The organism is Clostridium cibarium (assembly GCF_014836335.1).
GTDB lineage: Bacteria > Bacillota > Clostridia > Clostridiales > Clostridiaceae > Clostridium > Clostridium cibarium.
Window position 1 is genome coordinate 41,489 of the sequence record NZ_JACSRA010000027.1, and the last position, 25,379, is coordinate 66,867.

The following is a 25,379-nucleotide window of genomic DNA, read 5'->3' on the forward strand; positions in this document are numbered from 1 at the left end:
TTATCTTTTTATATTTAAATAGATAAATAAAAATTCAGGAGGTGAAGAAATGCCAACTATAAGCCAATTAGTAAGAAAAGGAAGAAAAGTAGTTACTACTACTTCAACTGCGCCAGCACTTAAAGAGTGTCCTCAAAAGAGAGGTGTTTGTACTGTAGTTAAGACTACTACTCCAAAGAAGCCTAACTCAGCGTTAAGAAAAATTGCTAGGGTAAGACTTACAAATGGATATGAAGTTACTGCATACATTGGTGGTGTAGGACATAACTTACAAGAACATAGTGTTGTTCTTATAAGGGGTGGTAGAGTTAAGGACCTTCCTGGTGTTAGATACCATATTGTAAGAGGTGCACTAGACTGCGCTGGAGTAGCTAACAGAATGCAAGGAAGATCAAAGTATGGAGCTAAGAGACCAAAAGCAAAATAGGCTCTTAACCAAAAGTAGTGCTTATCTTCAGCATTTACATAGATTTTAAGTTAAGTTTATATAGATGAAGAAGTTAGCGCTTTGCGGTATGAAAGTAATACCGAGTACCGATGAACTTAAATTATCATGTTAAGGAGGGAAGAAAAGTGCCAAGAAAAGGACATATAGCAAAAAGAGATGTATTACCAGATCCAATGTACAACTCAAAGGTTGTTACTAAGCTTATAAACAGCATAATGGAAGATGGTAAAAGAGGAGTAGCACAAAAAATATGCTACGCAGCTTTTGAAACAATGGCTGAAAAAACTGGTAAGGATGCATTAGAAGTGTTTGAAGAAGCAATGAATAATGTAATGCCTTTACTAGAAGTTAAAGCTAGAAGAATAGGTGGAGCTACATATCAGGTTCCAATAGAAGTTAGAGCTGAAAGAAGACAGACTTTAGGTATCAGATGGATGTTAGCAGCAGCTAGAAAAAGAGGCGAAAAGCTTATGAGTGAAAGATTAGCTGGAGAATTATTAGATGCATCTAATAATACAGGAGCAGCTGTTAAGAAGAGAGAAGATACTCATAAGATGGCTGAAGCTAATAAGGCTTTTGCTCATTACAGATACTAATGAAAAAACTGTTTTGGTTCTTTTACCAAAACAGTTTTCTCGAATTTAATAATAACTCATTGAGAGGAGGACTAGTAAATGGCTAGAAAATTTCCGTTAGACAAATTCCGTAATTTCGGTATAATGGCACATATTGATGCCGGTAAGACTACTACTACTGAACGTATTTTATTTTATACAGGAAGAAGTCATAAAATAGGAGAAGTTCACGAAGGTGCTGCTACAATGGACTGGATGGTTCAAGAGCAAGAAAGAGGTATAACAATTACTTCAGCAGCAACTACTTGTTTTTGGGAAGGTCATGAATTAAACATCATTGATACTCCAGGACACGTAGACTTTACAGTGGAAGTTGAAAGATCTTTAAGAGTACTTGATGGAGCTGTTACAGTTCTTGATGCTAAGAGTGGGGTTGAACCACAAACTGAAACTGTATGGAGACAGGCAGATAAGTATGGGGTACCAAGAATGATCTATGTAAATAAGATGGATGCGACTGGTGCTGATTTCTTTAGATGTATTAATACAGTAAGAGATAGATTAAAAGCTAATGCAGTTCCAATACAAATTCCAGTAGGAGCTGAAGATCAATTTAAAGGAATGATAGATCTTATAGATAATAAGGCTATATTATTCTATGATGATCTTGGTCAAGATGTAAGACGTGAAGAAATTCCAGCTGATTTAAAAGATCAAGCTGAAGAATACAGAAATTCAATGATTGAATCAATAGCAGAAACAGATGAAGAGCTAATGATGAAGTATCTTGAAGGTGAAGAAATAACTGCTGATGAATTACATGCGGCATTAAGAAAAGCTACTATATCAAATGAAATTTATCCTTGTATTTGTGGTTCTTCATATAAAAACAAGGGAGTTCAAGAAATGATTAATGGTGTTGTAGCTTACTTACCATCACCACTTGATATTCCACCAGTTCAAGGAACTACTTTAGATGGAGAAGAAGATTCAAGAGAAGCATCAGATGAAGCTGGAATGTCAGCTTTAGCATTTAAGATAGCTACTGATCCTTTCGTAGGAAAACTTGCATTTACAAGAATATATTCAGGTGTAATGGAAAGTGGTTCTTATGTTCTTAACTCAACAAAGGGTAAGAAAGAGAGAATTGGAAGACTTGTTAAGATGCATGCAAATCATAGAGAAGAAGTTGATTCTTTAGAAGCTGGAGAATTAGGAGCTGTTATAGGTTTAAAGAATACTACAACTGGAGATACTTTATGTACTGAGGATAAGCCAATTATTCTTGAATCAATGGAATTCCCAGACACAGTTATAAATGTAGCTATCGAGCCTAAGACAAAAGCTGGTCAAGAAAAGATGGGATTAGCATTAGCTAAACTTGCTGAAGAAGATCCAACTTTCAAGACATGGACTGATCAAGAAACTGGTCAAACAATTATCGCTGGTATGGGAGAACTTCACTTAGAGATTATTGTTGATAGATTACAAAGAGAATTTAAGGTTGAATGTAACGTTGGTGCTCCACAAGTTGCTTACAAAGAAACAATCAGAAAACCTGTTAAGGCAGAAGCTAAGTATGCTAAACAATCAGGTGGTAAAGGACAATATGGTCACGCTGTTATTGAAATGGAACCAACTGATGGTGAGTATGTATTTGAAAATGCTGTTGTTGGAGGAGCTATTCCTAAGGAATATATCCCAGCAATCGATGCAGGTATACAAGAAGCTGCTTTAAGCGGTATAATAGCAGGATATAATGTTATTAACTTTAAAGTTAAGTTAGTGCATGGTTCATACCATGAAGTTGACTCATCTGAAATGGCATTTAAGATCGCTGGATCTATGGCATTTAAGAATGCTATGTCTAAAGCTGATCCAGTATTACTTGAACCAATGATGAAGGTTGAAGTTACTGTACCAGAAGAATACATGGGTGATGTTATCGGTGATATCAATTCAAGAAGAGGTAGAATGGAAGGTATGGAAGCTGTTAATGGTGCACAAATCATTAGAGCATTCGTTCCATTATCAGAAATGTTTGGATATGCAACTACTTTAAGATCAAGATCTCAAGGTAGAGGTAACTACTCAATGGTATTTGATCATTATGAAGAAGTGCCAAAGAGCGTACAAGAAAAGATAGTTGGAGAAAGAAAGAAGTAGTTTGAAGTCTGCAACTATTGGTTGATATGGTTAAGTACCTGTTATTTGGGTAATTAATTGATATAAGTGAAATATTAAAGTTGAATGATTAAGCTAGATATTGGAATCTTTTTAAGTTATAATATTCTCGAAAAGATTCTATATCGATTGCTATGAAGGAGGAATTTTACAATGGCAAAGGAAAAATTCGAAAGAAGTAAACCACACGTAAATATTGGAACAATTGGTCACGTAGACCACGGTAAGACAACATTAACAGCAGCTATTACAACAGTATTAGCAAACAAAGGGTATGCTGAAGCATTTGATTATGCAGCAATAGATAAAGCGCCAGAAGAAAAAGAAAGAGGAATCACAATCAACACAGCACACGTTGAATATCAAACAGATAACAGACACTATGCGCACGTTGACTGTCCAGGACATGCTGACTACGTTAAGAACATGATAACAGGAGCAGCACAAATGGATGGAGCTATACTAGTATGTTCAGCAGCAGATGGTCCAATGCCACAAACAAGAGAACATATACTACTAGCATCAAGAGTTGGAGTTGACTATATCGTAGTATTCTTAAACAAGGCAGATATGGTAGACGATCCAGAATTATTAGAATTAGTTGAAATGGAAGTAAGAGAATTATTAAGCGAATACAACTTCCCAGGAGATGATATTCCAGTAGTAACAGGATCAGCATTAAAAGCATTAGAAAACCCAACAGATGCAGAAGCAACTAAGTGCATAATGGACTTAATGGATGCAGTAGATAGCTATATCCCAACTCCAGAAAGAGCAACAGATAAGCCATTCTTAATGCCAATCGAAGATGTATTTACAATTACAGGTAGAGGAACAGTTGCAACAGGAAGAGTTGAAAGAGGAATCCTTCACGTAGGAGACGAAGTAGAAATCGTAGGATTAAGTGAAGAAAAGAAGAAGACAGTAGTAACAGGAATAGAAATGTTCAGAAAGTTACTAGATGATGCTCAAGCAGGAGATAACATAGGAGCATTATTAAGAGGAATACAAAGAACTGATATCGAAAGAGGTCAAGTAATCTCTAAGCCAGGATCAGTACACCCACACAGCAAGTTTGTAGGTCAAGTATACGTACTTAAGAAAGAAGAAGGTGGAAGACATACTCCATTCTTTGATGGATATAGACCACAATTCTATTTCAGAACAACAGACGTAACAGGATCAATCAAGTTACCAGAAGGAATGGAAATGGTAATGCCAGGAGATCACATAGATATGAATGTTGAATTAATCACTCAAGTAGCAATGGATGAAGGATTAAGATTTGCTATAAGAGAAGGTGGAAGAACAGTAGGATCAGGTGTTGTTACTAGCATAGTAGAATAATTAACTTGATTATATAAATATGGAGGTAAAAACGAGACGTCAGTTTTACCTTCAGTAGAAATAGGAGTAAAGATTTCTTTACTCCTATTTTTTTTATATAGAGTATTAAAAAGTATACTTTGGAGATAATAAAAAGAGTGTTGAATTTTGCTAAAATAAATAAAGATAAGTTTATTTCAAAATAAAAAAACAAAATTTACTTCTATAAAAATAATATAAAAAAACATAGCTGATAAAAAAATAATATTATATTGAAAAAAACTTGAAAAGAATAATTAAAAATAGTATAATAAAGAAGTTGCAGAGCAAACAGCGATGAATCAAGAGGTTGCCGGACTTCCGGGTAATTCTTGATGAGTATGTCTGGATCTAGAATCCGACGACAGGGATTCTATAATTTTGTCTAAGTGTTATGAAACACCAGGAACAGTTTATAGAATAACCGCTGTTGTGCGCTCGAAGTAAAGCGTACATGAAAAGGAGGGAAACCAAGATGGCAAAACAAAAAATTAGAATCAGATTAAAAGCATTTGATCATACAATATTAGATCAATCTGCTGAAAAAATCGTAGAAACTGCTAAATCAACAGGAGCTAAGGTTGCAGGTCCAGTACCACTACCTACAGAAAAAGATGTTGTTACAATATTAAGAGCAGTTCATAAGTATAAGGACTCTAGAGAGCAGTTCGAAATAAGAACTCACAAGAGACTAATCGATATCGTTAATCCATCACCAAAAACTGTTGATGCATTAATGAGATTAAATCTACCAGCTGGTGTAGATATCGAAATCAAGCTTTAGTAGCAAATAGTTTTATAATAGACAATGAACTATTATGATTGTGAAAGCAATCCGCTAATTAGTTTAGGAGGTGCAAGTATAATGAAAAAAGCTATTATTGGTAAAAAGATAGGAATGACTCAAATTTTCAATGAAAATGGAAAAGTAGTTCCTGTAACAGTAGTAGAAGCTGGTCCATGTGTTGTTGTTCAAAAGAAGACAATAGAAAAGGACGGTTATGAAGCAATTAAAGTAGGTTTTGGAGACATAAGAGAAAAGTTAGTCAATAAGCCAACTAAAGGTCAATTTGTAAAGGCAGGAGTTTCATTAAGAAGAACTCTTAAGGAATTCAGATTAGAAAATGCAAGTGAATATGAAGTAGGTCAAGAAATAACTGCTGATGTATTTGTTGCAGGAGATAAAGTTGACGTTTCAGGAGTTTCTAAAGGTAAGGGATTCCAAGGTGTTATAAAAAGATGGAATGCTCAAAGAGGACCAATGTCACACGGTTCTAAGTTCCACAGAGCGCCAGGTTCTATGGGAGCATCTTCAGATCCATCAAAGACATTTAAAAACAAACATATGCCAGGACATATGGGAGCAGTTAATACAACTGTAATGAATTTAGAAGTAGTTAAGGTTATAGCTGAAAAGAACTTAATACTAATTAAGGGTGGAATCCCAGGACCTAATAAAGGTACAGTAGTAATAAGAAACGCAGTTAAGGCTTAATTTCTGTAAGAAAGGAGGAAGCAGGATGCCTACAGTAGGATTATTTAATAAAGAAGGAAAGCAAGTTGGTGATTTTCAATTAAATGAAGAAGTTTTTGCAGTTGAAGTAAATGAAAACGCAATTCATCAAGTAGTTGTTGCATTACTTGCAAACAAGAGACAAGGAACTCAATCAGCTAAAACTAGAGCTGAAGTTAGAGGAGGCGGAATCAAGCCTTGGAGACAAAAGGGAACTGGTAGAGCAAGACAAGGTTCAATCAGAGCTCCTCAATGGATTAAAGGTGGTATTGTATTCGCACCAAAACCTAGAGATTATAGAGTGTCAGTACCTAAGAGTATGAGAAGAGTAGCACTTAAATCTGCTTTAACAAGTAAGGTTCAAGCAGGAGAAATGATCGTTATGGAAGATTTAGCTTTTGAAGCTATCAAGACTAAGCAAGTTGCTGAAATGATTAAAACATTAGGTTTTAAGAAAACATTAATAGTAACTGCTGGATCAGATGAAGTAGCTTACAAATCAGCTAGAAATATAGCAGGGGTTGCTGTAATACCTGCAAACAACATCAATGTTTATGATTTGCTAAAATTTGAAAAAGTAATCATGACAAAAGATGCTGTATCAAAGATTGAGGAGGTGTACGCATAATGAAAATGACAAGCCATGATATAATAAGAAAACCTGTTATAACTGAAAAGACTATGACAGCTATGGCAGAAAATAAGTACACTTTCATAGTTCACATCAACTCAAATAAATCTCAAATAAAGAGAGCTGTTGAAGAAGTTTTTGGCGTTAAAGTAGCTAACGTTCAAACTATCAGAACTATGGGAAAAACTAAGAGAATGGGCGTACATGTAGGAAAGAGAGCTGACTACAAGAAAGCTATCATTACTCTTGCTGAAGGAAGCAAGGGAATTGAATTCTTCGAAGGATTACAACAATAGTCGATTAAAGTGATTTATTGGTGCGATGCACCAGATAAGCTGTAAAAAGGAGGGAAAACCAATGGCAGTTAAGAAGTTTAGACCAACTACCCCTTCAAGAAGAGAGATGACAATGGCAACTTTTGAAGAAGTTACTTCAAGTTCACCAGAGAAATCACTTCTTGTTTCTTTAAAGAAAACAGGTGGTAGAAATGCACAAGGTAAAATAACTGTTAGACACCATGGTGGTGGCGCTAAGAGAAAATATAGAATTATAGATTTTAAGAGAAATAAAGATGGAATTCCAGCAAAGGTTGCAACAGTAGAGTATGATCCAAATAGATCTGCTTACATAGCATTAGTTGTATACACTGATGGAGAAAAGAGATATATCATAGCTCCAGTTGGATTAAAGGTTGGAGATGTTGTAGTATCTGGAGTAGATGCAGATATTAAACCAGGTAATGCTCTTCCATTAAAGAATATCCCTGTAGGTACAATAGTTCATAACATAGAACTACAAGCTGGTAAGGGTGGTCAATTAGTTAGAGCTGCAGGTAATTCAGCACAATTAATGGCTAAAGAAGGTAACTATGCAACATTAAGATTGCCTTCAGGTGAAATGAGATATGTAAGAATCGAATGTAGAGCTACTATTGGAACTGTATCTAATTCAACTAATGACATAGTTAACTTAGGTAAAGCTGGTAGAAAGAGACATTTAGGATGGAGACCAACAGTAAGAGGTTCTGTAATGAACCCTAACGATCACCCTCATGGTGGTGGTGAAGGTAAGTCACCAGTTGGTAGACCAAGTCCAGTAACTCCTTGGGGTAAACCTGCACTTGGATATAAAACAAGAAAGAATAAGAAGTATTCAGATAGATTCATTATTAAGAATAGAAACGCTAAGTAATATGAAGAGAATACTAGATTCTCTTCACAGCTTGGTCGTGCCTGATGTTAATGAAGGGAGGCAATGTTAGTGAGTAGATCAACAAAAAAGGGACCTTTTGTCCATGAAGGATTATTAAAAAAGGTTGAAGAAATGAATGCAAGTGGAGAAAAGAAGGTTGTTAAGACTTGGTCAAGAAGTTCAACAATTTTTCCACAAATGATAGGACATACGATTGCTGTTCACGATGGTAGAAAGCATGTTCCAGTATATATATCTGAAGATATGGTTGGACATAAGCTTGGTGAGTTTGCATTAACAAGAACTTACAGAGGACACGTAAACACAGACAAGAAATCAAAGAGATAATTAGTTAGCCTGGAAAGGAGGAACATAAATGGAAGCTAAAGCTATAGCTAAATATGTAAGAATGTCTCCAATTAAAGTAGGAGCTGTTACTGATTTAATAAGAGGAAAAGATGTTAAAGAAGCTTTTGCTATTTTACAATACACTCCAAGAGAAGCTGCAGTAGTTATTAACAAGGTGTTAAAGTCTGCTGTTGCTAATGCAGAAAATAATTTTGCACTTGATACTGATAAGTTGTATGTATCAGATGTATATGTTGGTCAAGGTCCAACTCTTAAGAGATTCAGACCTATGGATCATGGTAAAGCATTTAAGATTCTTAAGAAAACAAGCCACATAACAGTAATTGTTAAAGAAAGAGCTTAGAAGAAGGAGGGAAAGATAAGTGGGTCAAAAAGTAAATCCTCATGGACTTAGAGTCGGAGTTATTAAAGATTGGGATGCAAAATGGTTCGCAAACAAGAAAGATTTTGCTGATAATCTAGTTGAAGATAATAAGATCAGAACATTTGTTAAAAAGGAACTTTTCGCAGCTGGAATCTCAAAGATAGAAATCGAAAGAACAGCTAAGAGAGTTAAGTTAAATATACACACTGCAAAACCAGGAGTTGTTATAGGTAAAGGTGGATCAGGGATTGAAGCTTTAAAGAAAAAATTAACTAACTTTATAAGTGAGAAGAATGTTTTAATAAACATTGTTGAAGTAAAGAATGCTGAAGCATCTGCTCAATTAATGGCTGAAAACATTGCTGCTCAATTAGAAAAGAGAGTTTCATTCAGAAGAGCTATGAAACAAACAATTCAAAGAGCTATGAAACATGGCGTAAATGGTGTTAAGACTGCTTGTTCAGGTAGACTTGGTGGCGCTGAAATAGCTAGAACAGAACAATATCATGAAGGAACAATTCCACTACAAACATTAAGAGCAGATATCGAATATGGATTTGCTGAAGCAGACACAACATACGGTAAAATCGGAGTTAAGGTTTGGGTTTATAATGGAGAAGTACTTCCAACTAAAAAGGTTGAAAAGGAAGAAGCTCAAGCATAGAAAGGAGGAATAGATCATGTTAATGCCTAAAAGAGTAAAGCATCGTAAGGTACAACGTGGTAGAATGAAAGGTAAAGCAACAAGAGGAAATTTCCTAGCTTATGGAGATTTCGGTATTCAAGCTACTACTTGCGGTTGGATTACAAGCAATCAGATTGAATCTGCCAGAATTGCTATTAATAGATATATCAAAAGAGGTGGAAAACTTTGGATAAAGATTTTCCCAGATAAGCCAGTTACTAAGAAACCAGCTGAAACTAGAATGGGTAAAGGTAAAGGAGCTCCTGAATACTGGGTAGCAGTAGTTAAACCAGGTAGAGTTTTATTTGAATTATCAGGAGTTAATGAAGAAGTTGCAAGAGAAGCAATGAGACTTGCATCACACAAGCTTCCTGTAAAAACTAAGTTTGTTACAAGAAGAGATTTTGAGGAAATGGGTGGTGAAGAATAATGAAGGCTAGAGAATTTAAAGAATTAAGAGCAAATGATCCTCAAGATTTAGTTGCTAAATTAGGTGAACTTAAAGCTGAATTATTCAACTTAAGATTCCAATTAGCTACAGGACAATTAGAAAATCCTATGAGAATAAGAGAAGTAAAGAAATCTATAGCCCAAATAAAAACCATCTTAAGAGAAGAAGAGTTAAGGGTTCAACAGTAATTCTGGAAGGAGGTAAAACCTAATGGAAAGAGGATTAAGAAAAAAGAGAGTTGGCAGAGTTGTTTCAGATAAAATGGATAAGACTATTGTAGTTGCTGTTGAAACTAAGGTTAGACATCCACTATACGGAAAAACTGTTAACAGAACTACTAAGTTCAAGGCTCATGATGAAAATAATGAAGCTAAAGTAAATGATAGAGTTTTAATAATGGAAACTAGACCATTATCTAAAGATAAGAGATGGAGACTTGTTGAGATAGTTGAAAAAGCTAAATAGGCTTTAAGACTGAAAGGAGGGTAAATTCAATGATACAACAACAAACCTTATTAAAGGTAGCAGATAACTCAGGTGCTAAAGAAATTATGTGTATCAGGGTTTTAGGCGGATCTAAAAGAAAGTTCGGTAACATTGGAGATATAATAGTTGCTAGCGTTAAAAGTGCAACACCAGGCGGAGTTGTTAAAAAAGGCGAAGTAGTAAAGGCTGTTATAGTTAGATCTGTAAGAGGTTTAAGAAGAGCAGATGGTTCATATATTAAGTTTGATGAAAATGCTGCAGTTATAATAAAAGATGATAAGCAACCAAGAGGAACTCGTATCTTCGGACCAGTTGCAAGGGAGCTAAGAGATAAGGAATTCAATAAGATATTATCATTAGCACCAGAAGTTCTATAATAGAAGGAGGTGGCTTACTTGAAGGTACATGTAAGAAAGAACGACACAGTTGTAGTTATTTCAGGTAAAGACAAAGGTAAGACTGGAGAAGTTTTAAAAGTATATCCTAAAACAGGAAGAGTCCTTGTTCAAGGAGTTAATATAGTTAAGAAGCACCAAAAAGCTACTAGAAATCAAGCTGAAAGTGCTATTATAGAAAAAGAAGCTGCAATAAACAGCTCAAAGGTAATGTTATATTGTACAAAATGCAAATCAGCTACAAGAATTAGCACTAAGTTATTAGAAGACGGAGCTAAAGTTAGAGTTTGCAAGAAGTGCGGCGAAACATTCTAAGATCTGAAAGGAGGTAACTCAATATGACAAGACTTCAAGAGAAGTATGAAAAGGAAATTATACCAGCAATGATAGAAAAGTTTGGATATAAAAACATAATGGAAGTTCCAAAACTTGAAAAGATAGTAATCAACATGGGTGTTGGTGAAGCTAAAGAAAATCAAAAAGTTTTAGAATCAGCAGTTAGTGATTTAACATTAATATCTGGTCAAAAACCAATATTAACAAGAGCTAAGAAATCTGTAGCTAACTTTAAGATAAGACAAAACATGGCTTTAGGATGTAAAGTTACATTAAGAAAGGCAAATATGTATGAATTTGCTGATAAGTTAATGTCAATTGCTCTACCAAGAGTTAGAGATTTCAGAGGTGTTTCAAGTAAGGCTTTTGATGGAAGAGGAAATTATTCTCTAGGAATTAAAGAGCAATTAATATTCCCAGAAATTGAATACGACAAAATCGATAAAGTAAGAGGAATGGATATTATCTTCGTAACAACAGCTAATACTGACGAAGAAGCAAGAGAATTATTAAGATTCTTTGGAATGCCATTTGCTCAATAATAAGGAGGGAAAACTGTGGCACGTAAAGCTATTATTGAAAAGTGGAGCAAAACACCTAAGTATAAGACAAGAGCTTATACAAGATGTAGAATATGTGGAAGACCACACTCAGTACTTAAAAAATTCGGTATTTGCCGTATTTGCTTTAGAGAACTTGCTTACAAGGGCCAAATCCCTGGTTGCAAGAAAGCAAGTTGGTAGTACTAAGTTAAGCGAAAGGAGGCACAATTAATGGTTATGACAGATCCTATAGCAGATTTGCTAACACGTATAAGAAATGCAAATGCTGTTAGACACGAAGTAGTAGAGGTACCTTCTTCAAATGTAAAGAAGGCCGTTGCAAATATATTATTACAAGAAGGATACATTAAAGAGATTGATGAATATAACGATGGAGTAGTTCCAATGTTAAGAATTTCTCTTAAGTATGGTTCAAATAAAGAAAGAGTTATAACTGGTATAAAGAGAATATCTAAACCAGGATTAAGAGTTTACTGTAAGAAGGATGAGACTCCTAAGGTTCTTAACGGATTAGGAATTGCTGTAATATCAACATCTAAAGGAATTATGGTAGATAGAGAAGCTAGAAAGATGGGATTAGGCGGAGAAGTAGTTTGCTACGTTTGGTAGTATCTTTATAGAAATTTTATTAGAATAAATGTTTGTATAAAAAACAACAGGAGGTGCAATTATGTCAAGAGTAGGTAGATTACCAATAGCTATACCTGCTGGCGTAACTGTTACTGTATCAGCTGACAATGTTGTTACAGTTAAGGGCCCTAAGGGCGAGCTAGTAAAAGCTATGCACAAAGACATTAATATAGCGGTTGAAAACAACGAAGTAGTTGTTACTAGACCAAGTGATGATAAAAATCACAGAGCTCTTCATGGATTAACAAGAGCACTTATTAACAATATGGTAATTGGAACAAATGAAGGTTATCAAAAAACTTTAGAACTAGTTGGTGTTGGTTATAGAGCTCAATTACAAGGAAAGAAGCTTGTAATGAACCTTGGATTCTCACACCCAGTTGAAGTTGAACCAATGGATGGAATTACTTTCGAAACTCCAGCTGCAACAAAAGTTGTAATTAAGGGTATCGATAAGCAAGTCGTTGGAGCACAAGCTGCTGATGTAAGACGTTGGAGAAAACCAGAACCATATAAAGGTAAGGGTATTAAGTTTGAAGGCGAATATATCAGACGTAAAGAAGGTAAAACTGGTAAGAAATAATAGAAAGGAGTGAGCTTTATGTTCAAAAAGGCTGACAGAAAAGCAAAAAGAGAAAGACGTCACCTTAGAGTTCGTAAGAAAGTTTTCGGTACTCCTGAAAGACCAAGACTTTCAGTATATAGAAGTGAAAAAAATATATATGCACAAATAATTGATGATATAAATGCTGTAACTTTAGCTGCTGCATCAAGTGTAGAAAAAGATTTTTCTGCTAAGGGTGGTAACAAAGAAGGCGCTAAACTTGTAGGAGAGTTAGTTGCAAAGAAAGCTTTAGATAAGGGAATAAATGAAGTTGTATTTGACAGAGGTGGATACATATATCACGGAAGAGTACAACAATTAGCTGAAGCTGCTAGAGAAGCAGGATTAAAGTTCTAATAAATAAGGAGGGAAATAAATGAGAATCGATCCTAGTACACTAGACCTTAAAGAAAAGGTTGTTTTTATAAACAGAGTTACTAAGGTTGTTAAGGGTGGTAGAAACTTCAGATTCAGTGCACTTGTAGTTGTCGGAGACGAAAACGGTCATGTTGGCGTTGGAATGGGTAAATCTATCGAAATACCAGTAGCAATTAGAAAAGGAATAGAAGATGCTAAGAAGAACCTAGTTGAAGTTGCAATGGTTGGAACAACAGTTCCTCATGAGATATATGGAACTTTTGGAACTGGTAAGGTTCTTATAATGCCAGCTAAGGAAGGTACTGGAGTTATTGCAGGAGGTCCAGCAAGATCAGTATTAGAATTAGCAGGATTAAAGGATGTTAGAGCTAAGTCATTAGGTTCAAACAATCCAAGAAACATGGTTAACGCAACAATAAACGGATTAGCAAGCTTAAGAACAGCTGAAGATATAGCTAGATTAAGAGGAAAATCTGTTGAAGAGATATTAGGTTAGGAGGTATATTGCGATGGCAAAGTTAAGAGTTACGTTAGTAAAGAGCTTAATAGGTAGAAAAAAGAACCATATCGCTACTGCAAATGCCCTTGGACTTAAGAAAATCGGTAAAACAGTAGAACATGAGGGAACTCCTCAAATACAAGGTATGATTAACAAGATAGACTACTTATTAAAAGTAGAAGAAGTATAATATAGAGGAGGTGCACTAAATATGAAACTTCATGAATTAAAGCCAGCTACTGGTAGTAAGAAGGCTCCTAAGAGAGTTGGAAGAGGAACTGGTTCTGGATTAGGAAGAAATGCTGGTAAGGGTGAAAAAGGACAAAACGCTAGATCTGGCGGTGGAGTTAGACCAGGATTTGAAGGAGGTCAAATGCCTCTATATAGAAGACTTCCAAAGAGAGGTTTTACAAATATATTTGCTAAGAAGATAGTTAGTATAAACGTAGATAGATTAAATATATTTGAAAACGGGACAGAAATAACTCCAGAACTTTTACTTGAAACAAGAGTAGTAAGTAAAGTTATGGATGGAGTTAAGATATTAGGAAACGGAAACTTAGAAAAAAGCTTAACTATAAAAGGGTGTAAGCTTTCAAAGTCTGCTGTTGAGAAGATCGAAGCAGCTGGAGGAAAAGTTGAGGTGATTTAATATGCTATCAACCCTACGTAATGCCTGGAAGGTTCCTGACTTGAGAAAAAAGTTTTATTGGACTATAGGCTTAATTGCAATATTCAGAATAGGAATGCACATTCCTGTTTCGGGTGTTGATTCTAGTTTTTTAAAGCAAATGACTCAGTCTGGATTATTTGGATTCTATGATCTAATATCTGGAGGTGCTTTTAGTAGTTTCAGTATATTAGCACTAGGTGTAATGCCATATATTAATGCATCAATTATAATGCAATTACTTACAATAGGAATACCTTCTTTAGAGCAACTTCAAAAAGAGGGCGAAGAAGGTAAGAAAAAAATACAAAAAGCTACTCGTTATTTATCAATAGTAATAGCAGTATTTTTGGCTTTTGGAATTATGGCTTCTCTATCTCAAAAAGGTGGAACAGCCGGATTAAACACATTCCAATATATAGTTGTGTTAATTTCTTTAGTAGTTGGTTCAACATTTTGTATATGGTTAGGAGATCAGATAACAGTAAAGGGATTTGGAAATGGAACATCAATTTTGATTTTTGTTAATATCATTTCTAGATTACCTATGACTGCAGGAAGAATATATCAGCTTAAGCAAGCTGAAACAGTTAACATTGTACAATTAGCACTATTTGCAGTTGGTGTTGTTATACTTTTAGGACTATCAATTTTTTTCAGTTTAGCTGAAAGAAGAGTGCCAGTACAATATGCAGGAAAAGCAGTTGGTAATAAAGTGATGAAGGGACAATCAACTAATATACCACTTAGTATAATTAGTGCAGCAGTTATCGCAATAATTTTTGCAATGTCTGTTATGGGATTCCCAGAAGCTATAGCTAATTTCTTTCCACAAAAAGACTGGGCTATTTGGATAGTATCAAGTCCTTATAGTATATTTAATAAAAGTACATGGATGTACCCAGTAGTATATGCTCTATTAACTATTTTCTTTACTTGGTTCTATAATGAAGCAACATTAAAGCCAGAAGAGATTGCAGAAAACTTAAATAAATCTGCTGGATTTGTACCAGGTATAAGACCAGGAGAGCAAACTACAAACTTTTTTGAAAGGGTAATTTTGAAAATATCAATGATTGGTGGGGTGTATGCGGCAATTTTAGCTGTTATCCCTGTATTGGTAGATCAATTTACTGAGTTTAAAAATATGTCCTTTGGCGCTACTGCACTATTAATAGTAATAGGTGTAGCATTAGATTTCTCAAGAAGACTTGAGTCTCAAATGGTTATGCGTCATTATGAAGGATTTCTTAAATAGATTATAAAATGGAGATGATGCCCGTGAAGATTATATTATTAGGTCCTCCAGGAGCAGGCAAAGGAACACAGGCAAAATCAATTAGTAATAGATACTCAATACCACATATTTCAACAGGGGACATATTCAGAAAGAATATTTCTGAAAATACTCCTCTTGGAATAGAGGCAAAGAAGTATATAGATAACGGGCAATTAGTTCCTGATGAAGTTACAATTAACATGGTTAAGGATAGACTTCAACAAGATGATTGTAAAAATGGATATCTATTAGATGGGTTTCCAAGAACGGTTAGCCAAGCAGAATCACTTCAAGGGTTCTTAAAAGATAGAGATGAATCTCTAGACACAGCATTATTAATTGAAGTTCCTAGAGACTTTATACTTGAAAGAATGACAGGAAGAAGAGTATGTCCTTCATGTGGAGCAAGTTATCATGTTAAATTCAACCCAGCTGTTGAAGGAAAATGTGAGCTTTGCGGTTCTGAGGTTGTTCAAAGAAAGGACGATACTGAAGAAACTGTACAAGAAAGACTTGATGTTTATGAAAGACAAACACAACCACTAATTGATTTCTATAAAGAGAAAAACTTACTTTCAGTAGTGGAAGGAACAAAAGCTATTAACGAAGTGTTTGAAAGCATTTGTGATATATTAGGAAGTGTTAAATAATGATTATCATAAAAAATAATCAGGAAATACAACTAATGCGAGATGCTGGTAAAATAGTAGCTGAAACTTTGCTACTTGTAGAGAAAAAAATTAAACCTGGTATAACTACTGCAGAATTAGACAGAATTGCAGAAGAATTTATAACTAAGCATGGAGCTAGACCATCCTTTAAAGGATTATATGGTTTCCCTTCGTCCTTATGTATATCTGTTAATGAGCAAGTAGTTCATGGAATACCAGGAGCCTATATTCTAAAGGAAGGCGACATAGTTAGTATTGATTGTGGAGCTTGCCTTAATGGATTCCATGGAGATGCTGCAAGAACATTTCCAGTAGGAAAGGTATCAAATGAAGCAAAAGCATTAATAGACGTAACGAGGGATTGCTTTTTTGAGGGAATTAAATTTGCTCAAGTTGGCAATAATTTAACAGATATTTCAAATGAAATACAGCGTTATGTAGAAGGTTCAGGTTTCTCGGTAGTAAGAGATTTCGTTGGACACGGGATAGGCAAAAATGTTCACGAAGATCCTGACGTACCAAATTTCGGTAAACCAGGTAGAGGTCCTAAACTTGTAGAAGGAATGGTTTTAGCAATAGAGCCTATGGTAAATGCAGGTGGTTTTAGAGTGAAAACTTTAAAAGATAAATGGACTGTTGTAACAAGTGATAAAAGCCTATCAGCACATTATGAAAATACTGTTGCAATTTTACCAGATGGACCGGAAATATTAACACTAAATAAATAGAGTGTTGCTTAGTTATAAATTCGCATATAAAATATGTGGTTTATACTAAGGTAATCATCGAGGTGAATAATTTGCAAAACAATGACTTGATTGGAAAAGTAGTACTTTCGAAAGCAGGAAGAGATACAAATCATTTATATGTTGTAATTAGGAAATTAGATAATGAATATGTTTTGTTATCTAATGGTGTAACAAAGACATTAGATAAGCCTAAGAAAAAGAAACTTAAACATTTAAGTTTCATAGATGCAGTAGATGATGAAATCAAATTAGCGATCGTTTCAAATGATAATAGTACTGATTTAAAAATTAAGAGACTTCTAAAATTTAAAGGCATTGTTAAGGAGGGTTGATTACCTTATGTCAAAAGATGATGTTATAGAAATGCAAGGTACAGTCCTAGAGGCTTTACCAAATGCCATGTTTCAAGTTGAACTTGAAAGTGGGCATACGATTCTAGCTCATATATCAGGAAAGTTAAGAATGAACTTCATAAGAATTCTGCCAGGAGATAAAGTTACAGTAGAACTTTCTCCATACGATTTAACTAGAGGTAGAATTACATGGAGAGCAAAATAAGATAGTAAAAATTCTATCAGGACTAATACAAGGAGGGTTAGCTATGAAAGTAAGACCATCAGTTAAGCCTATTTGCGAAAAGTGCAAAGTTATAAGAAGAAAAGGAAGAGTAATGGTAATCTGTGAAAATCCTAAGCACAAGCAAAAACAAGGCTAATTAATAAATAATATTAGACAAAAAATACAGATAAGGCATTTAAAATTTATTGACTTTTTAAGTAAAGTCAAATATGATTATATAGGCATTAATTTAATAATTAGGTTTTAGGGCGGCTGACTTAGAGAGGTATCTCTCTAATGCCTAAAATTTTATTATATACTATAAAATCAACTTTTTAAGGCATTTTAATTACCAGGAGGTGTAAATTTTAATGGCAAGAATAGCAGGTATTGACCTACCAAGAGAAAAAAGAGTTGAAATAGGTTTAACATATATATTTGGAATTGGATTAGCTACTTCTCAAAAGATATTAGCTGCTACTGGAGTAAGTCCAGATGCAAGAGTTAAAGATCTTACAGAAGATGAAGTTAATGAAATCAGAACCTATATCAACAAGAACTTAAATGTAGAAGGTGACTTAAGAAGAGATGTTGCTTTAAACATAAAGAGATTACAAGAAATAGGATGCTATAGAGGAATTAGACATAGAAAAGGTCTTCCAGTTAGAGGACAAAAAACTAAAACTAATGCGAGAACAAGAAAAGGTCCTAAGAAGACTATCGCAAACAAGAAGAAGTAGTAAGGAGGGAAGATAATGGCAGCTCAAAAGGTTAAAAAGACTAGAAGAAGAAAAGAAAGAAAAAATGTTGAGCATGGTGCTGCACACATCAAGTCAACTTTCAATAACTCAATAGTTACTTTAACAGATGCAGTAGGTAATGCATTATCATGGTCAAGTGCAGGAGCTCTTGGTTTTAGAGGATCAAGAAAAAGTACTCCTTTTGCAGCACAAATGGCAGCTGAAACAGCAGCTAAGGCAGCAATGGAACATGGATTAAAGAGCATTGAAGTATATGTAAAGGGACCAGGAGCAGGTAGAGAAGCAGCTATAAGATCCCTACAAGCGGCAGGATTAGAAGTAACTTTAATTAAAGATGTTACTCCAATCCCACACAATGGATGTAGACCACCAAAAAGAAGAAGAGTCTAGTACAACCATCACAGGAGGTGTAATTTAATGGCAAAATATACTGGAGCTACATGTAGATTATGTAGAAGAGAAGGTATGAAACTATTCCTTAAGGGAGATAGATGTTATACAGATAAATGTGCTTTTGCTAGAAGAAGCTATGCACCAGGGCAACATGGAGCTAACAAGAAGAAAGTTTCAAACTATGGTGTTCAATTAAGAGAGAAGCAAAAAGCGAAGAGAATATACGGTGTGTTAGAAAGCCAATTCAGAAATTATTATGAAAAAGCTGAGCACATTAAAGGTATTACTGGTGAAAACCTATTAAAGTTACTAGAATTAAGACTTGACAATGTAGCATTTAGATTAGGGTTCGGTGCGTCAAGAAGTGAAGCTAGACAATTAGTAACTCATGGACATTTCTTAGTAAATGGTAAAAAAGTTGACATTGCTTCATACAAAGTTTCTGTTAACGACGTTATCTCTGTATGTGAAAAGAGCAGAGCAAGCGAGAGATTTAAGACTTTTGCTGAAAACCCAAAGACATTACCAAAGTGGTTAGAAGCAAATCTTGAAAACTACGAAGGCAAAGTAGTTGCTGAACCAGCAAGAGAAGATATTGACGTTCCAGTTAATGAAACTCTTATCGTTGAGTTATACAGCAAGTAATTTATTAATATTTGTTTTGTAGAATTAACTTTTACAGCAAATATGGAATCAGTTGCCCTCAAAAGGTTGCCATTTTAAAAATAAGGAGGGTTTGTGTATGTTAGAAATAGAAAAGCCAATAATCGAATGTGTAGAAGCGAATGAGGATGGTACTTACGGTAAGTATGTGGTTGAACCTTTGGAAAGAGGTTATGGAATTACTTTAGGTAATGCGCTTAGAAGAATTTTATTATCTTCTTTACCAGGTGCTGCAACTACATCTGTAAAAATCGATGGAGTACTTCATGAATTCTCTACTGTACAAGGGGTTAAGGAAGATGTTACTGAATTAATTCTTAATATCAAAGCCTTAGCTTTAAGAATGAATGGTGAAGGTTCAAAGACCATCTATATAGATGCAAAGGGTCCTGGCGTTGTTACAGGCGCAGATATAAAGAGTGACGGAGATGTTGAAGTTGTAAATAAAGATTTACATATTGCAACTTTAGATAACGATGGAAGACTTTATATGGAATTAACAGTTAATAAGGGAAGAGGATACGTTACTCAGAATAAAAATAAGAGTGAAGAGTTACCAATTTCTGCAATAGCTGTGGACTCAATATACACACCAGTAAAAAGAGTTAACTTTACTGTAGAAAATACAAGAGTTGGTCAAATCACTGATTATGATAAGTTAACTTTAGAAATATGGACTAATGGTACTATAAAAATCGATGAAGCGATAAGTTTATCAGCTAAGATTCTTATAGAACACTTTAAATTATTTATGTCATTGACAGATAATACAAATGATGTTGAAATAATGATAGAAAAAGAAGAAGATAAGAAGGAAAAAGTCCTAGAAATGACTGTAGAAGAACTTGATTTATCAGTTAGATCATATAACTGTTTAAAGAGAGCTGGTATCAATACTGTTCAGGAACTTGCAACAAGATCTATGGATGATATGATGAAAGTTCGAAATCTAGGAAAGAAGTCCTTAGAAGAAGTTGAACATAAACTTAAAGAATTAGGTTTAGGTTTAAAACTAAACGACGAGTAAGGAGGTAAATCCATGGCAGGTTATCGTAAGTTAGGTCGTCCTACTGACCAAAGAAGAGCGATGCTTAGAGGGCTTGTTACAAGCTTCTTAAAGTATGGAAAAATAGAAACAACTGAAACTAGAGCTAAGGAAACTAGAAGCCTTGCAGAAAAGATGATTACTCTTGCTAAGAGAGGTGATCTTCATGCTAGAAGACAAGTTTTATCTTTTGTTCAAGAAGAAGCAGTTGTTAAGAATCTTTTTGAAAATATAGCTCCACAATACGTTGAAAGAAACGGTGGATATACAAGAATGTATAAGAAGGGTCCTAGAAGAGGGGACGGAGCTGAAGTAGTTATACTTGAATTAGTATAATAATTAGGGGATTAAGTATAGACTTAATCCCCATTTTATAATATAAAATTATTAATCTATATATTATAGAGAAGAAGATTTAGAAAATAATTACTAAAGAAGAATTTTAGTATATAATTATATTATAAAGTTCACTATATTATTCTTTTGTATAATGTATGGAAGGTTTTAACACGGAGGAAATAGCTATGATTGAAAATATGATAGAGTTTCAAGGTATAACATATAAATATACTTCGATAGAAGAAGAAAAAGAAATAGAAAGATATGCAATAAAAGGGATAGACTTAGAAGTTCGAAAGGGAGAATTTCTTGTAATATTAGGACATAATGGTTCAGGAAAATCTACATTAGCAAAACATATTAATGCATTACTTTTACCGACTGAAGGGAAAGTAATGGTAGCTGGATTAGATACTTTAGATTCAAATAATCTTTGGAAAATCAGAAGTAAGGCAGGAATGGTGTTTCAAAATCCAGATAATCAGTTGGTAGCAACTATAGTTGAAGAGGATGTGGCTTTTGGTCCAGAAAATTTGGGAATAGAGCCTAAAGAAATTAGAAGGCGTGTAGATGAAAGCTTAGAAAGGGTAGGGATGTCTGAATATAAGAGACATGCACCACATCTTTTATCTGGAGGACAAAAACAAAGAATAGCAATTGCTGGGGTTTTAGCGATGAAGCCTGACTGTGTGGTTTTTGATGAACCAACTGCTATGCTAGATCCAAGTGGTAGAAGAGATGTTATGAAAAATATTAAGGAATTAAATAAGAAGTATGGAATGACTATAGTTCTTATAACACATTATATGGATGAGGCTGCTGAAGCTGACAGAATTGTCGTTGTAGATGATGGTAAAATTATAATTGAAGGTACCCCAAGGAAAGTATTTTCTAAAGTTGAAACTATGAAGAAAATTGGGCTAGATGTTCCGCAAGTTACAGAATTAGCTTATGAACTAGAAAAGTCAGGTATTAATATTAGTACTGAAATATTAAATGTTGATGAAATGGTGGATGTATTATGTCAATTAAAATAGAGAATTTAACTCATATATATATGCAAAATGGACCATTTGAAAAGGTGGCATTAGATAATGTTAATATAGATATAGAGGATGGAGATTTTTTAGCACTCATTGGGCATACTGGGTCAGGAAAATCTACTCTTATACAGCATATGAATGGCTTGCTAGAAGCTACGAGTGGAAAGATAATAATAGATGGAATAGATATTACTAAAAAAGGTGTAAAGTTAACGGATATAAGAAAAAAGGTAGGTTTAGTATTTCAATATTCAGAATATCAATTATTTGAAGAGAGTATTGAAAAAGATATAGCGTTTGGACCAAGAAATTTAGGACTTTCAGAAGAAGAAATTAATATTAGAGTTCGAAATTCAATGGAGAAGGTGGGCTTGGATTATGAAACTTATAAGGATAAATCACCTTTTGATCTTAGTGGAGGACAAAAAAGAAGAGTGGCTATTGCAGGGGTTATTGCCATGGAACCTAAAATATTAATATTGGATGAACCAACGGCAGGATTAGATCCAAAGGGAAGAGATGATATTTTAGGACAGATTCAAAAGCTACATAAAGATTATGGGATGACTATAATTTTAGTAAGTCATAGTATGGAGGATGTTGCTAAAATTGCAAAGAATGTTATTGTAATGGATCATGGAAAAGTAGCACTTAAGGGAAAACCTGAAGAAGTTTTTAGCGAAGTTGAGACATTAGAAAAAATAGGATTAGGGGTTCCGCAGGTTACATATTTAATGAGAGCCCTTAAAGAAAAGGGGTTTAATGTTTCTCAAAATGCTTATACAATAGAAAAAGCGCGAGAAGAATTACTTAAAATATTATTAAAAGATAAGCAATAGGGAGGGGTATGAATGCTAAAAGATATAACTATAGGTCAATATTTACCAGGGGAATCATTTATTCATAAACTTGATCCAAGAACTAAGATAATCATATCCCTGCTATTTATTGCTTCATTATTTGTCATTAATAAATTCGTAGGATATATATTGGTAGTGGCTTTTTTAGCGGCTGTAATAATAAATGCAAGGATACCACTAAGCTATATATTTAAAGGATTGAAACCAATTTTATTTCTTATAATAATAACAGGTATATTAAATATTTTTATGATAAAAGGTACTGATGAAACCTTAATAACTCAGATAGGTTTTATAAAAGTTTATAAAGAAGGCTTAATGACAGCTGGCTTTATGGCATTGAGACTAGTTTTTTTAATTATAGGAACTTCTTTGTTAACATTAACTACATCTCCAATTGAACTTACCGATGGAATAGAAAGATTGTTAAGACCTATTGGAAAGGTATTAGCTCATGAGCTAGCTATGATGATGACGATAGCATTAAGATTTATTCCTACTTTAATGGAAGAAACAGATAAGATAATGAAAGCGCAAAAAGCAAGAGGTGCAGATTTTGAAACAGGTAATATAATACAAAAGGCAAAAAGTTTAATTCCGTTATTGGTACCACTTTTTATAAGCTCTTTCAGAAGAGCAGATGAATTAGCTATGGCTATGGAAGCTAGATGCTATAGAGGTGGGTCTGGAAGAACTAGAATGAAGGAATTAAAGTATTCTATTAATGATATAATAGCATATGCAATATTTCTGACTTTATTTATAGGCAGTTTTTTAGTTAGATTTATGCTATAGGGTATAGGTGTTATGAAGAACATAAAGTTAATAATCGAATATGATGGTACAAAATACGGTGGATGGCAAAAACAAAATAATAGTAAAACAATACAAGAAACTATTGAGAAAGCATTAAGTAAATCTACAGGAGAAGTTATTGAATTAATTGGTTGTTCAAGAACTGATGCTGGAGTACATGCTAGAGGCATGGTTGCCAATTTTAAAACTAGTAGTAGTATCCCACCTGAAAAGTTTAGAGAGGCTGTTAATAGGAATTTACCAGATGATATAGCTATAATAAAGTCAGAGGAAGTTGCTCTTCAATTTCATTCAAGGTATAGCTGCAAAGGCAAAACTTATAGTTATACTATAATTAACAGATATGAGAAGCTTGCTATAGGAAAAGATTATGCTTATCAAGTTAGAGATAAGCTTGATATAAAGAGTATGGAAAAAGCTTGTGATTTTTTTATAGGTAGGCATGATTTTTCGGCATTTAAAAGTAGTGGAAGTTCAGTTAAAACATCTATAAGGACAATTTCTAAATTACATTTAACCCAAAATGATGAAAAAATAGAAATATATGTATCAGCAGATGGATTTTTGTATAATATGGTTAGAATAATAGTTGGTACGTTAATAGAAGTTGGCAAAGGTAAGATTAGGGTCGATGATATTAAAAGTATAATTGAATCTAAAGATAGAAGTAAGGCAGGGCCATGTGTTAAGCCAAATGGGTTAATTTTAGAAAAAGTTTTTTATTAATAGCAAAAAAACAAGAAAAAATGTTGACACGCCCGTAAGCGTGTATTATAATAAGTTTGTTTGTTAGAAATATTTATGTGTAAAAGATCCACTAGCCCCGGGTCTTGACATAAAAGCAATACTTCAAAGAAGTAAAGCAAGATGTAAGTTCAGGGAGGGAAATAGATGAAATCATACATTGCAAAAGCACAAGACGTTGAAAGAAAATGGTATGTTGTAGATGCTGCTGGTAAGCCACTAGGAAGAGTAGCTAGCCAAGTTGCTTCAATATTAAGAGGTAAAAATAAGCCAACATTTACACCAAATGTTGACTGTGGAGATTTCGTTATAGTAATCAATGCAGAAAAAGTTGTTTTAACTGGTAAGAAGTTAGATCAAAAGTTTTTCAGAAAATACAGTGGTTATGTTGGCGGATTAAAGGAAACTCCTTATAGAGAAGTTTTAGCTAAGAAGCCAGAATTAGCTTTCGAAGAAGCTGTTAGAAGAATGCTTCCAACAGGTGTTTTAGGAAGACAAATGCTTAAGAAGCTAAAAGTTAACAGAGGAGCTGACCACAATCATGAAGCTCAAAAACCAGAAGTGCTTGAGTTAAAGTACTAATATCAGCTCGGGAGGAGGAATAGAAAATGGCAAAAGTTCAATACATGGGAACTGGAAGAAGAAAAAAATCAGTTGCAAGAGTAAGACTTGTACCAGGAAGTGGTAAGGTTGTTATAAATAAGAGAGATATAGAAAACTTTTTTGGTTTAGAAACTTTAAGAATGATAGTAAACCAACCATTAGTTTTAACAGGAACTAAGGATAAGTTTGACGTTTTAGTTAACGTACATGGTGGTGGTTTCACAGGTCAAGCTGGAGCTATCAGACACGGAATAACTAGAGCATTAGTTAAAGCTGACGAAGCTTTAAAACCAGAATTAAAAAAGGCAGGTTTCTTAACTAGAGATCCAAGAATGAAGGAAAGAAAGAAATACGGTCTTAAGAAAGCAAGAAGAGCTCCTCAATTCTCAAAGAGATAGTTTTCGGAGTTATGCAAAGCCCACAAACTCAGTGTTTGTGGGCTTTTTTTATGTGTGCCCAGCATGGGCACGTACTAGTCGGTGAAAGTCCGATATGGGGGTTGATAGTGCCAACCATTA

General features: G+C 34.2%; 42 protein-coding genes. All 42 read left to right on the forward strand.

The window, feature by feature from the left end; genetic code table 11:
• Positions 1-49: 49 nt before the first annotated feature.
• The 42 genes from rpsL (at position 50) to rpsI (ending at position 25,259) form a co-directional block, all read left to right on the forward strand.
• The gene (gene rpsL / locus H9661_RS15210) at positions 50-427 is read left to right on the forward strand and encodes a 30S ribosomal protein S12 (protein WP_143318561.1); all 378 of its coding nucleotides are present in this window, start codon (positions 50-52) and stop codon (positions 425-427) included.
• A gap of 146 nt (positions 428-573) precedes the next feature.
• Entirely contained in the window at positions 574-1,044 is a 471-nt protein-coding gene (gene rpsG / locus H9661_RS15215; protein WP_143318560.1) for a 30S ribosomal protein S7, read from the forward strand.
• Between the two features lie 78 nt (positions 1,045-1,122).
• On the forward strand, positions 1,123-3,189 hold the full coding sequence (gene fusA / locus H9661_RS15220; RefSeq protein WP_191769629.1) for an elongation factor G: 2,067 nt from the start codon (positions 1,123-1,125) through the stop codon (positions 3,187-3,189).
• Between the two features lie 171 nt (positions 3,190-3,360).
• Positions 3,361-4,554 carry an elongation factor Tu gene (tuf, locus tag H9661_RS15225; RefSeq protein ID WP_143318650.1) on the forward strand — a complete coding sequence of 398 codons (1,194 nt, stop codon included), beginning with the start codon at positions 3,361-3,363 and terminating at the stop codon, positions 4,552-4,554.
• Between the two features lie 493 nt (positions 4,555-5,047).
• Positions 5,048-5,356: a 30S ribosomal protein S10 gene (rpsJ, locus tag H9661_RS15230; protein ID WP_143316941.1), complete on the forward strand. Its 309-nt coding sequence runs from the start codon at positions 5,048-5,050 to the stop codon at positions 5,354-5,356.
• Positions 5,357-5,437: 81 nt separating this feature from the next.
• The gene (rplC, locus tag H9661_RS15235; RefSeq protein ID WP_191769631.1) at positions 5,438-6,067 is read left to right on the forward strand and encodes a 50S ribosomal protein L3; all 630 of its coding nucleotides are present in this window, start codon (positions 5,438-5,440) and stop codon (positions 6,065-6,067) included.
• 25 nt (positions 6,068-6,092) lie between these two features.
• Positions 6,093-6,713, forward strand: coding sequence for a 50S ribosomal protein L4 (gene rplD, locus H9661_RS15240; RefSeq protein WP_191769633.1), 621 nt, complete (start codon positions 6,093-6,095; stop codon positions 6,711-6,713).
• Positions 6,713-7,012: a 50S ribosomal protein L23 gene (gene rplW, locus H9661_RS15245; protein WP_143316944.1), complete on the forward strand. Its 300-nt coding sequence runs from the start codon at positions 6,713-6,715 to the stop codon at positions 7,010-7,012. Before rplD ends, rplW begins: the two co-directional genes overlap by 1 nt.
• 61 nt (positions 7,013-7,073) lie before the next feature.
• A complete protein-coding gene (gene rplB, locus H9661_RS15250) occupies positions 7,074-7,907 on the forward strand; it encodes a 50S ribosomal protein L2 (protein ID WP_143316945.1) in 834 nt (277 codons plus the stop codon).
• A 69-nt stretch (positions 7,908-7,976) separates the two neighbouring features.
• Positions 7,977-8,255 carry a 30S ribosomal protein S19 gene (gene rpsS, locus H9661_RS15255; protein ID WP_143316946.1) on the forward strand — a complete coding sequence of 93 codons (279 nt, stop codon included), beginning with the start codon at positions 7,977-7,979 and terminating at the stop codon, positions 8,253-8,255.
• 28 nt (positions 8,256-8,283) lie between these two features.
• Entirely contained in the window at positions 8,284-8,619 is a 336-nt protein-coding gene (gene rplV / locus H9661_RS15260) for a 50S ribosomal protein L22 (RefSeq protein WP_143316947.1), read from the forward strand.
• 19 nt (positions 8,620-8,638) lie between these two features.
• On the forward strand, positions 8,639-9,304 hold the full coding sequence (gene rpsC / locus H9661_RS15265; protein ID WP_143316948.1) for a 30S ribosomal protein S3: 666 nt from the start codon (positions 8,639-8,641) through the stop codon (positions 9,302-9,304).
• Positions 9,305-9,320: 16 nt separating this feature from the next.
• Positions 9,321-9,755: a 50S ribosomal protein L16 gene (gene rplP, locus H9661_RS15270; protein WP_143316949.1), complete on the forward strand. Its 435-nt coding sequence runs from the start codon at positions 9,321-9,323 to the stop codon at positions 9,753-9,755.
• The gene (rpmC, locus tag H9661_RS15275) at positions 9,755-9,964 is read left to right on the forward strand and encodes a 50S ribosomal protein L29 (protein WP_143316950.1); all 210 of its coding nucleotides are present in this window, start codon (positions 9,755-9,757) and stop codon (positions 9,962-9,964) included. The genes rplP and rpmC overlap by 1 nt, the downstream gene beginning before the upstream one ends.
• 22 nt (positions 9,965-9,986) lie before the next feature.
• The gene (gene rpsQ, locus H9661_RS15280; RefSeq protein ID WP_143316951.1) at positions 9,987-10,241 is read left to right on the forward strand and encodes a 30S ribosomal protein S17; all 255 of its coding nucleotides are present in this window, start codon (positions 9,987-9,989) and stop codon (positions 10,239-10,241) included.
• Between the two features lie 29 nt (positions 10,242-10,270).
• Positions 10,271-10,639: a 50S ribosomal protein L14 gene (gene rplN / locus H9661_RS15285; protein WP_143316952.1), complete on the forward strand. Its 369-nt coding sequence runs from the start codon at positions 10,271-10,273 to the stop codon at positions 10,637-10,639.
• 18 nt (positions 10,640-10,657) lie between these two features.
• The gene (gene rplX, locus H9661_RS15290; RefSeq protein ID WP_143316953.1) at positions 10,658-10,972 is read left to right on the forward strand and encodes a 50S ribosomal protein L24; all 315 of its coding nucleotides are present in this window, start codon (positions 10,658-10,660) and stop codon (positions 10,970-10,972) included.
• A gap of 23 nt (positions 10,973-10,995) precedes the next feature.
• Positions 10,996-11,535, forward strand: coding sequence for a 50S ribosomal protein L5 (gene rplE, locus H9661_RS15295; protein WP_143316954.1), 540 nt, complete (start codon positions 10,996-10,998; stop codon positions 11,533-11,535).
• A 15-nt stretch (positions 11,536-11,550) separates the two neighbouring features.
• A complete protein-coding gene (locus tag H9661_RS15300; RefSeq protein WP_143316955.1) occupies positions 11,551-11,736 on the forward strand; it encodes a type Z 30S ribosomal protein S14 in 186 nt (61 codons plus the stop codon).
• A gap of 30 nt (positions 11,737-11,766) precedes the next feature.
• Positions 11,767-12,165 carry a 30S ribosomal protein S8 gene (gene rpsH, locus H9661_RS15305; RefSeq protein WP_143316956.1) on the forward strand — a complete coding sequence of 133 codons (399 nt, stop codon included), beginning with the start codon at positions 11,767-11,769 and terminating at the stop codon, positions 12,163-12,165.
• A 61-nt stretch (positions 12,166-12,226) separates the two neighbouring features.
• Positions 12,227-12,769, forward strand: coding sequence for a 50S ribosomal protein L6 (gene rplF, locus H9661_RS15310; RefSeq protein WP_143316957.1), 543 nt, complete (start codon positions 12,227-12,229; stop codon positions 12,767-12,769).
• 18 nt (positions 12,770-12,787) lie between these two features.
• The gene (gene rplR, locus H9661_RS15315; protein WP_143316958.1) at positions 12,788-13,147 is read left to right on the forward strand and encodes a 50S ribosomal protein L18; all 360 of its coding nucleotides are present in this window, start codon (positions 12,788-12,790) and stop codon (positions 13,145-13,147) included.
• Between the two features lie 19 nt (positions 13,148-13,166).
• The gene (gene rpsE, locus H9661_RS15320) at positions 13,167-13,664 is read left to right on the forward strand and encodes a 30S ribosomal protein S5 (protein WP_143316959.1); all 498 of its coding nucleotides are present in this window, start codon (positions 13,167-13,169) and stop codon (positions 13,662-13,664) included.
• Between the two features lie 13 nt (positions 13,665-13,677).
• On the forward strand, positions 13,678-13,857 hold the full coding sequence (gene rpmD, locus H9661_RS15325; protein WP_143316960.1) for a 50S ribosomal protein L30: 180 nt from the start codon (positions 13,678-13,680) through the stop codon (positions 13,855-13,857).
• A 21-nt stretch (positions 13,858-13,878) separates the two neighbouring features.
• Positions 13,879-14,319: a 50S ribosomal protein L15 gene (rplO, locus tag H9661_RS15330; RefSeq protein ID WP_143316961.1), complete on the forward strand. Its 441-nt coding sequence runs from the start codon at positions 13,879-13,881 to the stop codon at positions 14,317-14,319.
• A gap of 1 nt (position 14,320) precedes the next feature.
• Positions 14,321-15,595 (forward strand): preprotein translocase subunit SecY, encoded by a 1,275-nt coding sequence (secY, locus tag H9661_RS15335; RefSeq protein WP_143316962.1) that lies wholly within the window; start codon positions 14,321-14,323, stop codon positions 15,593-15,595.
• A gap of 23 nt (positions 15,596-15,618) precedes the next feature.
• Entirely contained in the window at positions 15,619-16,266 is a 648-nt protein-coding gene (locus H9661_RS15340; RefSeq protein ID WP_143316963.1) for an adenylate kinase, read from the forward strand.
• Positions 16,266-17,015, forward strand: coding sequence for a type I methionyl aminopeptidase (gene map / locus H9661_RS15345; protein WP_143316964.1), 750 nt, complete (start codon positions 16,266-16,268; stop codon positions 17,013-17,015). Before H9661_RS15340 ends, map begins: the two co-directional genes overlap by 1 nt.
• A 71-nt stretch (positions 17,016-17,086) precedes the next feature.
• Positions 17,087-17,368: a KOW domain-containing RNA-binding protein gene (locus H9661_RS15350; protein ID WP_143316965.1), complete on the forward strand. Its 282-nt coding sequence runs from the start codon at positions 17,087-17,089 to the stop codon at positions 17,366-17,368.
• 7 nt (positions 17,369-17,375) lie between these two features.
• Positions 17,376-17,594: a translation initiation factor IF-1 gene (gene infA / locus H9661_RS15355; protein ID WP_143316966.1), complete on the forward strand. Its 219-nt coding sequence runs from the start codon at positions 17,376-17,378 to the stop codon at positions 17,592-17,594.
• Between the two features lie 43 nt (positions 17,595-17,637).
• Positions 17,638-17,751, forward strand: coding sequence for a 50S ribosomal protein L36 (rpmJ, locus tag H9661_RS15360; protein ID WP_039312872.1), 114 nt, complete (start codon positions 17,638-17,640; stop codon positions 17,749-17,751).
• A 214-nt stretch (positions 17,752-17,965) separates the two neighbouring features.
• Positions 17,966-18,334, forward strand: a complete 369-nt coding sequence (gene rpsM / locus H9661_RS15365) for a 30S ribosomal protein S13 (RefSeq protein WP_143316967.1) — start codon at positions 17,966-17,968, stop codon at positions 18,332-18,334.
• Positions 18,335-18,349: 15 nt separating this feature from the next.
• On the forward strand, positions 18,350-18,745 hold the full coding sequence (gene rpsK / locus H9661_RS15370; protein WP_143316968.1) for a 30S ribosomal protein S11: 396 nt from the start codon (positions 18,350-18,352) through the stop codon (positions 18,743-18,745).
• A gap of 27 nt (positions 18,746-18,772) precedes the next feature.
• Positions 18,773-19,393: a 30S ribosomal protein S4 gene (gene rpsD / locus H9661_RS15375; protein WP_143316969.1), complete on the forward strand. Its 621-nt coding sequence runs from the start codon at positions 18,773-18,775 to the stop codon at positions 19,391-19,393.
• A 97-nt stretch (positions 19,394-19,490) separates the two neighbouring features.
• Entirely contained in the window at positions 19,491-20,438 is a 948-nt protein-coding gene (locus H9661_RS15380) for a DNA-directed RNA polymerase subunit alpha (RefSeq protein ID WP_143316970.1), read from the forward strand.
• A 12-nt stretch (positions 20,439-20,450) separates the two neighbouring features.
• Entirely contained in the window at positions 20,451-20,792 is a 342-nt protein-coding gene (gene rplQ / locus H9661_RS15385) for a 50S ribosomal protein L17 (protein ID WP_143316971.1), read from the forward strand.
• A gap of 188 nt (positions 20,793-20,980) precedes the next feature.
• Positions 20,981-21,832, forward strand: coding sequence for an energy-coupling factor transporter ATPase (locus H9661_RS15390; RefSeq protein WP_143316972.1), 852 nt, complete (start codon positions 20,981-20,983; stop codon positions 21,830-21,832).
• Positions 21,817-22,677: an energy-coupling factor transporter ATPase gene (locus H9661_RS15395; protein WP_143316973.1), complete on the forward strand. Its 861-nt coding sequence runs from the start codon at positions 21,817-21,819 to the stop codon at positions 22,675-22,677. The genes H9661_RS15390 and H9661_RS15395 overlap by 16 nt, the downstream gene beginning before the upstream one ends.
• 12 nt (positions 22,678-22,689) lie before the next feature.
• Positions 22,690-23,493 (forward strand): energy-coupling factor transporter transmembrane component T family protein, encoded by an 804-nt coding sequence (locus H9661_RS15400; protein ID WP_143316974.1) that lies wholly within the window; start codon positions 22,690-22,692, stop codon positions 23,491-23,493.
• Between the two features lie 12 nt (positions 23,494-23,505).
• Positions 23,506-24,240 carry a tRNA pseudouridine(38-40) synthase TruA gene (gene truA, locus H9661_RS15405; protein ID WP_143316975.1) on the forward strand — a complete coding sequence of 245 codons (735 nt, stop codon included), beginning with the start codon at positions 23,506-23,508 and terminating at the stop codon, positions 24,238-24,240.
• 165 nt (positions 24,241-24,405) lie between these two features.
• A complete protein-coding gene (rplM, locus tag H9661_RS15410; protein ID WP_143316976.1) occupies positions 24,406-24,840 on the forward strand; it encodes a 50S ribosomal protein L13 in 435 nt (144 codons plus the stop codon).
• Between the two features lie 26 nt (positions 24,841-24,866).
• Positions 24,867-25,259, forward strand: a complete 393-nt coding sequence (gene rpsI, locus H9661_RS15415) for a 30S ribosomal protein S9 (protein ID WP_143316977.1) — start codon at positions 24,867-24,869, stop codon at positions 25,257-25,259.
• The last annotated feature ends 120 nt before the right edge of the window (positions 25,260-25,379 follow it).